The organism is Geomesophilobacter sediminis (genome assembly GCF_016458275.1).
GTDB classification, from domain to species: domain Bacteria; phylum Desulfobacterota; class Desulfuromonadia; order Geobacterales; family Geobacteraceae; genus Geomesophilobacter; species Geomesophilobacter sediminis.
This window is the reverse complement of sequence record NZ_JAEMHM010000003.1, coordinates 126,037-138,153: the sequence shown is the minus strand read 5'-3', so window position 1 is coordinate 138,153 and position 12,117 is coordinate 126,037. Positions and strand designations below refer to the sequence as shown.

General features: G+C 59.6%; 10 protein-coding genes. 4 read left to right on the top strand and 6 right to left on the bottom strand.

Features of this window, described 5'->3' with window-relative positions; genetic code table 11:
- Positions 1 to 13: 13 nt before the first annotated feature.
- From JFN93_RS04010 to JFN93_RS04000, 3 genes are read right to left on the bottom strand one after another with little or no spacing between them, the layout of a single operon-like run.
- Positions 14 to 1,225, bottom strand: coding sequence for an S-layer homology domain-containing protein (locus JFN93_RS04010; protein WP_236021526.1), 1,212 nt, complete (start codon positions 1,223 to 1,225; stop codon positions 14 to 16).
- Positions 1,226 to 1,270: 45 nt separating this feature from the next.
- Positions 1,271 to 2,470: a CsgG/HfaB family protein gene (locus JFN93_RS04005; RefSeq protein ID WP_199382709.1), complete on the bottom strand. Its 1,200-nt coding sequence runs from the start codon at positions 2,468 to 2,470 to the stop codon at positions 1,271 to 1,273.
- Positions 2,471 to 2,514: 44 nt separating this feature from the next.
- The gene (locus JFN93_RS04000; protein ID WP_199382708.1) at positions 2,515 to 3,702 is read right to left on the bottom strand and encodes a hypothetical protein; all 1,188 of its coding nucleotides are present in this window, start codon (positions 3,700 to 3,702) and stop codon (positions 2,515 to 2,517) included.
- Positions 3,703 to 3,905: 203 nt separating this feature from the next.
- Here JFN93_RS04000 and bioB point away from each other — a divergent pair, with 203 nt between their 5' ends.
- From bioB to JFN93_RS03980, 4 genes are all read left to right on the top strand, one after another.
- The gene (gene bioB / locus JFN93_RS03995; protein WP_199382707.1) at positions 3,906 to 4,892 is read left to right on the top strand and encodes a biotin synthase BioB; all 987 of its coding nucleotides are present in this window, start codon (positions 3,906 to 3,908) and stop codon (positions 4,890 to 4,892) included.
- Between the two features lie 155 nt (positions 4,893 to 5,047).
- Positions 5,048 to 5,764, top strand: a complete 717-nt coding sequence (bioD, locus tag JFN93_RS03990) for a dethiobiotin synthase (RefSeq protein WP_199382706.1) — start codon at positions 5,048 to 5,050, stop codon at positions 5,762 to 5,764.
- Between the two features lie 13 nt (positions 5,765 to 5,777).
- Positions 5,778 to 7,142, top strand: coding sequence for an adenosylmethionine--8-amino-7-oxononanoate transaminase (gene bioA, locus JFN93_RS03985; RefSeq protein WP_199382705.1), 1,365 nt, complete (start codon positions 5,778 to 5,780; stop codon positions 7,140 to 7,142).
- 376 nt (positions 7,143 to 7,518) lie between these two features.
- Positions 7,519 to 8,895: a TatD family hydrolase gene (locus JFN93_RS03980; protein WP_199382704.1), complete on the top strand. Its 1,377-nt coding sequence runs from the start codon at positions 7,519 to 7,521 to the stop codon at positions 8,893 to 8,895.
- Between the two features lie 128 nt (positions 8,896 to 9,023).
- Here the strand turns inward: JFN93_RS03980 and JFN93_RS03975 are convergent, their stop codons facing one another.
- The 3 genes from JFN93_RS03975 to JFN93_RS03965 all read right to left on the bottom strand — a co-directional run bounded on the left by JFN93_RS03975 (position 9,024) and on the right by JFN93_RS03965 (position 12,089).
- Positions 9,024 to 9,905, bottom strand: a complete 882-nt coding sequence (locus tag JFN93_RS03975) for an ATP-binding protein (protein ID WP_199382703.1) — start codon at positions 9,903 to 9,905, stop codon at positions 9,024 to 9,026.
- A gap of 50 nt (positions 9,906 to 9,955) precedes the next feature.
- Positions 9,956 to 10,864 (bottom strand): hypothetical protein, encoded by a 909-nt coding sequence (locus tag JFN93_RS03970; protein WP_328753603.1) that lies wholly within the window; start codon positions 10,862 to 10,864, stop codon positions 9,956 to 9,958.
- A 214-nt stretch (positions 10,865 to 11,078) separates the two neighbouring features.
- Complete coding sequence (locus tag JFN93_RS03965; protein ID WP_199382702.1) at positions 11,079 to 12,089, bottom strand: transglutaminase-like domain-containing protein; 1,011 nt, start codon at positions 12,087 to 12,089, stop codon at positions 11,079 to 11,081.
- Between the last annotated feature and the right edge of the window lie 28 nt (positions 12,090 to 12,117).

The window sequence follows — 12,117 nt, the reverse complement described above, 5'->3', positions numbered from 1 at the left end:
CCTCCTTTCAATTTCAGTAGATGTTTATTTTCTGCTTCAGCACCCGGATGGCCAGCAGGGCTTCGGCCCCCTCGACCGGATCGTTGACCCGGAAGTCGCCGGAAAGTTCCCCTTCCATGATGCCGCGGGTGGTCATGTTCATCACCGCGTTGAAGTACGGCGAGGTGGTACGTACGTCCGGGAAGGGGGATTTTTCCTGCCCGAAGTAGGCGGTGGCGATCTTGGAGTCGCCGGTCAGCTTGATCAGGACGTCTTCGAGGATGAAAGCCATTTCGCCGCGGGTGACCGGATCTTCCGGTTTGAAGAGGTACGCCTTGGTGGTCTCGTCGTATTTCGGCTCGAGCCCGCGCACCTTCCATTTCATGACGGTGGCAACTTCCTCCTTGAAGGGGCTGTTGACCATGTCGGCCGGGGTGAATTCCGGCTTCATCGCCTGGACCTGCGACTGGGACGCCACCCGGCCGGCAAAGAGCTTGTCGATCATCAACTCGTCAACCAGCAGGGCCGCCAGATCGGCGCGGGTGACGGTTTCCTTGACCGCAATCTTCTTCCCGACGTCCCCTACGGTGATGCCGGCCATGGCGCGGACGATGCGGTCCACCTTCTTCCAGGCGCGGTCCGCCTTCTCATGCCATTTCCCGTTGCTGCGGGAATCGAGCACCTTCTGGAACTGGTCGCGGGCCTTGGCGAACTGGAGCGACTCCAGGTAAGCGACCCCCATGAAGTAGTTGGCGGCCTCCTTCCCCTGGTAGTAGACGAGTTGCTTCTCGTCGACCTTGAGGTCGAGCGCCTCCCGGCAGGCACCTTCGGCGGTGCGGACCCAGTCTTCACCTTTCAGGATCGTGGCGACCCGGATCCGGGCCAGTTGGTAGTCGAACTTCTCTTCCTCGGTGTTGGCGAACTTGTCCGCCTTTTTCAGCTCGTCCAGGGCACGTCCCGCCTCAACACTTCGGAAGCCGGCATCACCCTGGGACTTCGCCATCATGGCATGGGTGATGGCCAGACCGCTGTGCGCCTGGGAGAACTCTTCCTCGCAGTAGCTGGAGCGATCGAATTTCTGGAGCGCAACATCGACTTTGCCCGTTTCCAGGGCCTCCATTCCGCGCAGGTAGTGGTGCAGCGGATTGTCCTCCGGTGCGGTGCAGCGCGGAGCTGCCTTGGTGCAGCCGGAAACGACCAGAAGGCCGCAAATCCCGAGCAGCAAAAGACGCAGCATTGCTTTCATGGTTCCTCCCTTGTTGAATCACATGTCACAGTTTTTGGAAAACGACTAGTAGCCGAGCTTATTCATCAGCCCCTGTCCTTCAATCGATTCCCGTTCAACCAGCTGGCCTTTCTTGATTCGGGCGAGCTGATCCGGGGTGCCTTTGATGACTACCCAGGCGCGGTCGTTTTGTACCTGGTCGGTGGCGGTCACTTCCAGCGGAATGCGCTGCTGGTCGCAGACCTTGGAGCCGTTGATCGGGTCTTCGATTTCCTCGAAGGCAATGGCGGTGAACTTGGAGCCGGGCTTGATTCCCAACTTGCTCCCGACACTCACCAGGCCGATCTTCTGGGCCCCGTCCTTGCTGGTGCGGGTTTCGAAGACATAGCCGCGCACCATGAAGTACTTGGAGAAATCGGGGCGGGCATCCTGAAGCGCTTTCGCGGAGGCTTTCTTGATCCCGCCGACCAGTGCGTCGTAGTTCGGATAGGGGATTTTGCCGATAATTTCTTTACCTTTCATGCTCTTGGAAAGAAGGACTTCACCGGTTTCCACATCGAGCAGGCGCAGCGTCACGTCAACGTCGATGTGCCACCCTTCCCGGGATTCCATTCCCACCGCCATCAGCGCGCCAAAACCACCCAGGTATTTCTGGGAGGCATCCTTGGCGGCATCGAGGGTCTGGTAGGCCAGGGCCACGTTGGTGAGGGACCCGGTCAGCATGAACTTGGCACCCGCCATCTTGCCGAGCTGCACGATGGAGGAGTCATCAACCAGGCCGGACTGCTGGAACTTGTGCTCCTGCATGATCTTGTTGAGCTCGCCGCGGGTGAAGATTTTCACGCCACCCATGTTGACCAGTTCGTTGACGACGCCGTCCTCGACGCTTTCCGACAGCTTCGCGTTGATTTCCCGCTCGGTGCGCTGGGAGTCGCGCTGGAAGTTGCGCTTCTCTTTCTCGCCCCACCCTACCCCGACCGCGCCGGGCACCGCCACGACCCCTGCCGCGCCGACAGTGGTGCGCTCGCTTCTCCCCTGAACGCTCGCCTGTACCGTCTTTGCATAGTCGAAGGTGGAATTGTTGGTGATCTGAGCGACGGCCACTTTCGGAATCGCGTTGTCATAGCTCTTCTTGCAGATCGCCGGAATGTTGAGTTTCTCACCGGGATCCCTTACGAAGGCATTGGGATCAACCGTGGAAACGGTGGCGCAGGCGCCCAGCAGCAGCGGTGCACACAAAAGCAGAAATCTCCCCTTTTTAACCATTCTCCCCCTCCCCTGAATTAATGTGACGGTTGAACATTGCTGCATCATTTCTGATAGCTGGTGTTGATCTGGTAGGTACTGAAAGAGTCGATATGGAAGCCGCCTTTCTGGGCGATGCTGTTGGCCAGATAGATCGGGTTTTCAGGGTAGCTCACGATGAATTCTGCGGCGCCGTCACTGATCCCCTTCTCTTCCACGTTGGTCACCCAGGCGATGTTTTGCAGGGAATCCTTGACCTCCAGGGTCCCGGATACCTCGTTGACCCCCGCCACCCGGACCCTTACCTTCTTGGCGATCCCCTTGATGTATTCGGACACCTTGTCGAGGACCTTCGGGGCGAATTTCTCTCCCAGTGTCTTCAGCCCCTTCTGGGTCGCGTCTTCGACGTTGGTCGCCATCCCCCGGGCCTCCTCGGTGCCGGCCGCGAGGATGACATTCCTTCCGCCGGCGCCGCGGGTGACCAGCCGATAGGTGAGCCGGACCGTCACGTTGTTGAACGGCATCGATACCCCATAGCCGATGTCCTGCCCCTTCCTGGTGGAGATCGTGTAATCCACCTTGCCGATGAGCATCATGTTGGAGAGGAATTTGTACATGAGGCTGCGCAGGACCATGTAGTTACCGGACTTCATCGCCTGCTCGATTTCGGCGGCGTCGACGGCCTGGCTCGGCGCGACGTCGACGACGGTGAAGCCCTGCTCGGCGAGCTTGCCGATGACGGTTTCGGAAAGCTGGTTGGTTTCTTCCTGGACGTCGCGGGCCAGCACCTGGGTCCGTTCGCCGGTCCGGGTCCGCTGGTTGCGTTCCGCGATAACTTCGGGTTTCTTGGCGGGAAGGAAAACGGCGATGGAGTTGTTGAGCGCCAGGGAAGAGAGCGCATCCTGGGCCTTGGTCGGCTCGACGCAGGCGTTGATCTTGACCGCCAGACTGGAGCCGCGGTTTTCCTCGGACAGGACTTTAAAGCCGCTCACGATGCCGCGGATCTCCTTGGATACGGCATCGTCAACCAGCGCCATGTTCTGCACGACGCTTTGCGCCTTCACCTGGACCCCTACCACCTGCTCGATGGCGGCCCACTTGGCCCGGGCCACCGCCTCGGCACGGGCCGACGGGAGGTCGTCTCTCATGATTACTGCCTCGCCCTCGCTGTCCACGCAGGTCGGTGCGGCAAAAACCGGAGTTCCAATCAGCACTGCTCCCGTTACGGCAAGAACCGCGAAGTTAAGCTTCATGTACCCCTCCCTGACATTTTAACTAAGATGAAAAGACTTTCTAATTTATAAATAGGCGAAAATAATACTTCAAATGAGAAAATAGTCAACAACTACTAATTGTATTGCGAACTTATCGGCAGCCCCATTGTCAACCTTTAGTTCTGATTTGGTTGACAATTCATTTCTCAACGTGGTACATGACCTCCACAGGAGGAAGCTACATGGAACGACTTATCGACGCGGCGGTGGAAAAAGTCCTGGGCGGGCAATCGCTCTCCTATGAGGAGGCGGTACGTCTTACTGAAGTGGAGGGCCCCCAGGTATTCGATCTTTTCCGCGCTGCCAGCCGAGTGAAGGAAAAGTTCGTGGGGCCGAAGGTGCATCTCTGCTCCATCATCAACGCGAAATCCGGGCGCTGTGCCGAGAACTGCGCCTTCTGCGCCCAGTCGGCGCATCATACGACCGACGCGCCGGTCTATCCCCTGGTCGACGGGGCACAGATCCTCGAACAAGCCAGGCAGGCGGAAAAGCAGGGATCGGCGTGCTTCGGGATCATTACCAGCGGGACCACCGTAAAAGGACAGGAACTGGAGCGGATCCTCGAGGCGCTGCGCCAGATCCGGAAGGAAACGACCATCCACCCCTCCTGCTCCCTCGGCATCATCGACGAGGAAACGGCTCGCGCGCTCAAGGAAGCCGGGATGGACACCTACCATCACAACCTGGAGACCGCCGAGAGCTTCTTCCCGTCGATCTGCACTACCCACGAGTACCGGGAAGACGTGGAAACGGTGCGCGCGGTGAAACGGGCCGGGGTGAAAGTCTGCTCCGGCGGCATTTTCGGGATGGGGGAGACCCCCGCCCAGCGGGTGGAGATGGCTTTGACCCTGAAGGAACTCGACGTCGACTCGGTGCCGATGAACTTCCTCAACCCGATCGAGGGGACCCGGCTCGAAAAAGCCGCGAACCTCACCCCGATGGAGTGCCTGAAGACCATCGCCATCTACCGGCTCATCCTCCCCGACAAGCGGATCACCATCTGCGGCGGCCGGGAAAAGAACCTGCGCGACCTGCAGTCCTGGATCTTCTTTGCCGGCGCCAACGGCACCATGATCGGCAACTACCTCACCACCATGGGCCGCTCGGTGGAAGTGGACCTCAAGATGTTCCAGGACCTCGGGCTGGAAACGGTGATGTGCGAACACTGATTCCCATGAGCAAAGAACAGTAAGTTACAAGGGAATAAGCGTTCTTCCTGTGGGAGCGCCATTCCTGGCGCGAATCACCTCTGGGGTTCGCGCCAGGAATGGCGCTCCCACAGCGTTTTGAGCCGTCCCAAATACAGTCGCAGAAAGGGTATAGCATGAGCATTTTCATTACCGGTACGGATACCGGGATCGGCAAGACGCTGGTGTCGGCCACCTTGGCGATGCTGTTGAAACGCCGGGGCGTGTCGGTCGGGGTTATGAAACCGGTCACCTCGGGTTGCGTCGAGCGCGAGGGCAAACTGGTCTCTGAGGACGCGGAGCTTCTGTGCGCCGCAGCCGGGGTGCCGCTGGACACCGATTGTGCACCGTACCTTCTCCGGGAGCCCTTGGCCCCCTCGCTCGCCGCCTCGATAGACGGAGTCCGGATCGACTTCAACGTCATCAAGGAGTCCTACCAGCGCCTCGCGGCCCGCCATGATTTCGTCATTGTGGAGGGGGCGGGCGGACTCATGGTGCCGATCACCGGCGGGATGCTGATGGCCGACCTCGCCAATTTCCTCGACCTCCCCCTGGCCGTCGTGGCCCGCCCCAACCTCGGCACGGTCAACCACACCCTGCTTACCACCTTCGCCGCCCGCACCATGGGACTCGATGTCAAAGGGGTGATCATCAACCGTTTCCCCGACATTCCCGACGCGGCCTGCGAGCATGCGCCCCACCTGATCTCATCGCTCTGCGGTGCCCCGGTCCTCTCCGTCTTTCCCGATGTCGAGGCGGCAACCGACCTGGAGCGGGTCGAGCGGATCGTAGCGCGGATCCAGCACGAACGGTCCACGGCAATCATGTTGAGAGAGCTGGGCTGCCCGGCCTGAGAAAGGAAAGTCAATGCACGAACTGGATACGGCAACATTACGCAAGTACGACAGCGACTACCTCTGGCACCCGTTCACCCAGATGAGCGAATGGGAAGGCGCCGACAACCCGGTGATCACCCACGGCGAGGGGTCCTACCTGATCGACTCGGACGGCAACCGCTACCTCGATGGAGTCGCCGCCCTCTGGACCAACGTCCACGGTCACTGCAAGAAAGAGATCAACGAGGCGATCAAGGAACAGGTCGACCGCCTGGAGCACTCCACCCTGCTCGGCCTTACCAACGACCGGGCCGCCCTTTTGGCCAAGCGCCTGGTCGACATCGCCCCTTCCGGACTCTGCAAGGTCTTCTACTCCGACAACGGCTCCACCGCGGTCGAAATCGGGGTCAAGATGGCGTTCCAATACCAGATGCAGCAAGGCAAACCGGGCAAGACCAAGTTCATCGCCTTCGACAACGCCTACCACGGTGACACCGTCGGCTCGATGAGCGTCGGGGGGATCGACATCTACCATGCCACCTACAAGCCGCTGCTCTTCCCCACCATCAAGGCCCCCTCCACCTATTGCTACCGCTGCTCCCTTTGCGAGGCCCGCGATCCGAAGCGGTGCGGGATGGAGTGCCTCAAGGAGCTGGAACGGTTGATGGAGGAGCATGCCCCGGAACTGGCCGGCCTGGTCATCGAGCCTGCGGTCCAGGGAGCCGGCGGGATGATCGTCCAGCCGGAAGGTTATCTGAAAAAGGTGCGGGAGCTTTGCGACCGCTACGACGTCTTGATGGTTGCCGACGAGGTGGCGGTCGGATTCGGCAGGACCGGCGCCATGTTCGCCTGCGCGAAGGCGGGCATCACCCCGGACATCATGGCCCTGTCCAAAGGGATTTCAGCAGGTTACCTCCCCCTGGCGGCAACCCTGACCACCCGCAAGGTGTACGACGCCTTCTGGGGCGAGTACGCCGAACTGAAGACCTTCTTCCATGGGCATACCTTCACCGGCAACCCGATCGCCTGTGCCGCGGCGCTGGCGAACCTCGACCTTTTCGAGTCCGAACGGCTGCTGGAAAACCTGGTGCCGAAGATCGCCTACCTGAAAGAGCGCCTGCAGGGGCTCCTCGCCCTTCCCCATGTCGGCGACGTGCGCCACGAGGGGATGATCGGCGGGATCGAACTGGTGCGCGACCGGGAAAGCCGCGATCCCTATCCTTGGGAAGAGCGGGTCGGGGTGCGGGTCTGCCTGGAGGCGCGCAAGCATGGCTTGTTCCTGCGCCCCCTCGGCAACGTCATCGTGGTCTTCCCGCCGCTGTCCATTTCGATGGATGAGCTGAAGATATTGATGGACGGGATCGAGAAGTCGATCGTGGCGATAACCGGGGAATAACCGGTAAACAATGGCGGGAACATTGGATCGGGACCCCTAGGGGCGCAGCATGCTGCGCCCTTTTTTCATTGCCATCGTGATTGGGTAGGTTTGCGTTGAACGGCTTCACCGTGGAATGCAACGTCCCTGAACGCCTCAACGCGACCTACGGTCATGGACTGGAAAGGGGGCTCCCACAGGGAAAGTACCGAGGCAAGCCGAGGATCTGGTTCCTCATATTTTTCTGGATTCGTGCCTGACACTGCTCTAATATGGGCTGTTGCCCCTCCGCCCTCGTGGTCGCGTAAAGCCGGAACGGGCGCAGCATGCTGCGCCACTCAAGTTTGCGACGACCGGGTGAGGATGGCGACCATTTGAATAGCTAAAGGAGTTCCCCATGGAGTTGATTGACAGCCATGCCCACATATATGGCGAGGATTACGCGGCCGACTTCCCCGAGATGCTGGAGCGCGCCCAAGAAGCCGGCCTCACCAACATCGTCGTCGTAGGGGCCGACCTCGAATCGAGCCGCGAGGCGTGCAAGGTCGCCGCCGCCTTCGACCACATCTACTGCGCGGTCGGCATCCATCCTCATGAGGCGGACCTGGTCACCGAGGAGATGTACCAGGAGATCCGGGAACTCGCCCTCAACAATCCCAAAGTCGTCGCCATCGGCGAGATCGGCCTCGATTTCTACCGCGACCGCTCCTCCCGCCCCGCCCAGGAAGAGCTCTTTCGCCGGTTCATCCGGATGTCCCGCGAGCTGTCGCTGCCGATCATCATTCACGACCGCGACGCTCACGACCGGGTGATGGCGATCGTCCGCGAGGAGAAGGCCGGCGAGTTCGGTGGGGTCTTCCACTGCTTTTCCGGCGATCTCGCCATGGCGCAGGAATGCATCGAGCTCGGCTTTTACATTTCGATCCCCGGGACCGTCACCTATCCCTCCAACGAGGCGCTGCGCGAGGTCGTGCGCGGGGTCAAGATCGAGCACCTTTTGGTTGAGACCGACTGCCCCTACCTCACTCCGGTGCCGCACCGCGGCAAACGAAACGAGCCGTCCTTCGTGCGCTACGCTGCGGAACGGGTGGCCGAGGTCAAGGGACTCAGTCCGGAAGACGTCGGGCGGATCACCTCGATGAACACGCGCAACCTCTTCGGCATCGAGACCCGGAAGGAGGCGGACACCATCGCCTACATGATCCGCAACTCCCTCTATCTCAACATCACCAACCGCTGCTCCAACCGCTGTACCTTCTGCCCTAAGTTCGAGGACCTGATCGTAAAGGGGCACGAGCTGAAGCTCTCCCACGAGCCGACCGCCGCCGAGGTGATTGCCGCCATCGACGCCAAGAACGATTTCAGCGAGGTGGTTTTTTGCGGATACGGCGAGCCGCTCATCCGTCTTGATTTGGTGAAGGAAGTCGCGGCAGAGATGAAGCGGCGCGGCCACAAAGTCCGGATCAACACCGACGGCCAGGCGAACCTGGTGCACGGGCGAAACGTCCTTCCCGAGCTCGCCGGGCTGGTGGACTGCATTTCGGTCAGTCTGAATGCGGCCGATGCCCAGACCTATGACCGGCTGTGCAACACGCCTTTCGGCGCGGCAGGATTTCAGGGGGTCTGTGAGTTTTTGAGGGAGGCGACGCGCCACATCCCGCAAGTCGTGGCAAGCATGGTCACCGTGCCGGGAGTGGATATCGGGAAGGTCCGTGCGCTGGCTGAGGAGTTGGGGGTGGAATTCAGGGAACGGGAATACCAGGAAGTAGGCTAGAGGATGTTCTTAACCCGGTGGGAGCGCCATTCCTGGCGAACGACCCGGTTCATTCGCGCCAGGAATGGCGCTCCCACACAGAGATAGCCACCGAGGGTAAAAATCCGCCGTTTCGGCAGGTCAACGACCTAGCGTTTCAGTAACGATTGCCCCACATAGTCCGTAGAGAACTGATAGGCGATCCTCCCCGAGCGATCGCCTTTTTTCTGCGACCAGAGGACGGCGGCGTCCCGGACCTCCTGGTCCCAAACGAGCTTCTTGCCGCATTTTGCGCTCAACCGCTCCACCCACTGGCGCACCACTTCCAGGTACTGATCCTGGGTAAAGGGATGGAAGGCGACCCAGATCCCGAAACGGCCCGAAAGGGAGATTTTCTCCTCGACCGCTTCGCCGTGATGGATTTCACCTTCCACCATCATCGCACCGCGGTTGTCGCTTTCGTACTCCGGGATGAGGTGGCGCCGGTTCGAGGTGACGTAGATGAGGACATTCTCGGGAGGCGCGTAAACGGCGCCGTCCAGCGCGCTTTTCAGCATCTTGTAGCTCGACTCGCCGATCTCGAAGGAGACGTCGTCCGAAAAGATAATGAACCGGTACGGCTGACCTTTGAGGCTGTCGACGATGTCGGGAAGGTGGATCAGGTCGTCCTTGTCCACCTGGATCACCCGGAGTCCGTCCCCGGCATAGCGGCGCAACAGGGCGCGCACCAGCGACGATTTACCCGTCCCGCGGGTCCCCCAGAGGAGGATGTTGTTGGCCGGCAATCCTTGCAGGAACTGGCAGGTGTTCTCCTCGACGATCTTCTTTTGCTTTTCGATCCCCAGCAGGTCCTCGATCAGAATCCCTTCGATGTTTTCAATCGCCTCCAGACCGCCGGAAAAAGCGTGGCGTTTCCAGTTTGCAGCGTAGCAGGTCGTCCAGTCGATCCGGGCGGGAGGCTTGGGCAACAGGTACTCCGCCGCCTCAAGCACTCTTTTGAGCTGCGCTATCACGTCTGCATCCAGTTCCACATCTGCCTCCTTCCGTATCTTTACTGACTCAGCCCTTGCTTTCGCCGCCGTTACTTCTTGGCCACGATCTTCGGATCGATCTCGCGGATCAGCTCATCGTAGGCAAGCATCGACTTGATGAGCGGGGTGTCCTTCTTCACGGTGTCGTCGAAGGTTCTGAACTTGGTATTGAAGGTAGCAGCCTTGTTCTTCAGCGCGGCAATGCTATCGGCGAGAAATCCCTTCTCTTTCTTGTCGTCGCTCTTCAGGAGGGACTTGGTCTTGCTCCAGTATTCTTCAGAGGTCCCCATGTAATGATGGACACTCTCCAGAAAAGCCAAGGAGGATGCGGCCAGCTCTGCGGTGCTGTTAAGTTTCTCCTGAACGTCGATCATGCCGTTCAAAAGCTCGTGATCGGCAAAGGTGACGAGTTCGGAGACTTCGGCAGGGTTCAATCCCTTGGAGGCGTCGAGGGCATCGACCCGCTTGATGAACTGCTGCGAAGTAACCAGGTATTTGTTCGTCGAGACGGAGGCCGCGCTCAGGGAGACCGCCGCGTTGGAGATGAACTTGGTCAGCACCGAAGCCTGCCCGGCGTAGGGGATCGGGAGGACCTTGGCGAAACCGGCGGCCACCGACCCGGCGGCGAAGTATTTGGAATAGCCGGCCATGTTGGCCGACATCCATTTAACGTAGACCTCGAAATCGACCAGCCCTTGGCGCTGGGTTTTGATGTCGGCAGCGATGTCCTTCAGTTTCTTGTAGTTTTTGCCGGCCAGCGCCGACGAGGTGACACTGCACCCCACCAACAACGTCAACTTTTCCTTCAACCGTGCGTTCTCGTCAGTGAGGGTCTTAATCGTATCGTCTTTCTGTTTCAATCCATCGTCACTGCAACGTCCCTCTTCGCCCCAGGCACAGGACGTGGACATGACGGCAACCAAGGTGGCGACAGCGGCAAGCTGGCGAATCTTCAACACTTTTAGCCTCCTGAAAATTTGGATATAGCAGTGGGCAACATACATCAATCGAAACGCTGAGACAAGGATTTCCTTAGGAAATTTCCATCCGGAGTTCCCCTCTGCCAGCAATGCTTAATGCACCCTGAGTCAGATGAACTCTTGAAACGAAAAAAGCCGCACCTGTTGCCAAGTGCGGCCTTCATACCAAAGAGAGGGGGGTTCCCCTCCCTACTTATTTTTCCTTATAGGTGATCCGGTAGCGGAAGTTCTTCGGATCGAGCCAGTCGACGACCTTGCCTCCGACCTCGGCATAGGGGTAGCCAAAGGTGTTCAGCTTCATGTCGGCCTGGGGCGGGTTAAGCACGATGTCGCGACCGGAGGCGATTTTGAAACGGTAGGCATCAATGCCGCCGAAGAAGTAGTCCCGGTACTGCTTGGTTTTCGCGTCTTTCAGTTCGAGCTTTTCCACCAGCATGGCCTTGCGAACGTCAGCCGGGTCGACCGGCACCCAGCCGTAGCCGGGGAGCAGGAATTCCACCCAGCAGTGCTGCCAGGTAGTGATATCCTCTTCCGCCTTTTTCCCAAGCCTCAAGCCGAAAACCTCACGGGCCGGAACGCCAACGGCGCGGGCCAAGGCGATGTAGATGGAGGAGATATCGGTGCATTTGCCGCCCGGTTTTTTCAGCAGTTCGCAGACGTCACCCTTGCCGCAGCCACGGGTGTCCGGATCGCGGTAGGTGTTCTCGCAGGTCCAGTCGTAGATCGCCTTCGCCTTTTCCAAGACCGTTTTCTTCCCCTTGGTGATCTTGGTGGCAAGAGCCTTCACCTCTCCGTCGATGGGTCCCATCGAGGTCGGGGTGAGATAATCGGCGTACTCGGCGTAGTTCCAGCCCGGCTCGGTGGTCGGGAGGTTACGCATGGAGATTTCTTCCCGTTCGACGGCAAAGCTGAAGGTCAGTTTCCGCGAATTCGTATCCTTCCCCCAGTTAGCGTAGAGAATGGGGGTGCCGTTGATCTTGTCGGTGTAGACACCGGAACCGGCGAAATTACCCTCGACCCTGATATCGGACACCGTCTGATAGCGGTCCGACACCGGGTACGGAATCCACAGTTTCACGTCCTTCCCCGCGTCCTGTTGGGAAAGATCGACCTCTACCGTAACCTTGCCGCTGCGGCTCTGGGCCCAGGCGGCAGGGACGCAGGCCAGGGAGAAAGCCACGACCGCCAACAACAACTTCTTCATTACGACTCCTTGTAAGTAAATTCCTATC

Excerpts from the sequence above, each read along its gene's own strand:
- bioD (WP_199382706.1), top strand. The coding sequence starts at position 5,048 with ATGAGCATTTTCATTACCGGTACGGATACCGGGATCGGCAAGACGCTG.
- JFN93_RS03980 (WP_199382704.1), top strand. The coding sequence starts at position 7,519 with ATGGAGTTGATTGACAGCCATGCCCACATATATGGCGAGGATTACGCG.
- JFN93_RS03965 (WP_199382702.1), bottom strand. The coding sequence starts at position 12,089 with ATGAAGAAGTTGTTGTTGGCGGTCGTGGCTTTCTCCCTGGCCTGCGTC.
- JFN93_RS04010 (WP_236021526.1), bottom strand. The coding sequence starts at position 1,225 with ATGAAAGCAATGCTGCGTCTTTTGCTGCTCGGGATTTGCGGCCTTCTG.
- bioA (WP_199382705.1), top strand. The coding sequence starts at position 5,778 with ATGCACGAACTGGATACGGCAACATTACGCAAGTACGACAGCGACTAC.
- bioB (WP_199382707.1), top strand. The coding sequence starts at position 3,906 with ATGGAACGACTTATCGACGCGGCGGTGGAAAAAGTCCTGGGCGGGCAA.
- JFN93_RS04000 (WP_199382708.1), bottom strand. The coding sequence starts at position 3,702 with ATGAAGCTTAACTTCGCGGTTCTTGCCGTAACGGGAGCAGTGCTGATT.
- JFN93_RS04005 (WP_199382709.1), bottom strand. The coding sequence starts at position 2,470 with ATGGTTAAAAAGGGGAGATTTCTGCTTTTGTGTGCACCGCTGCTGCTG.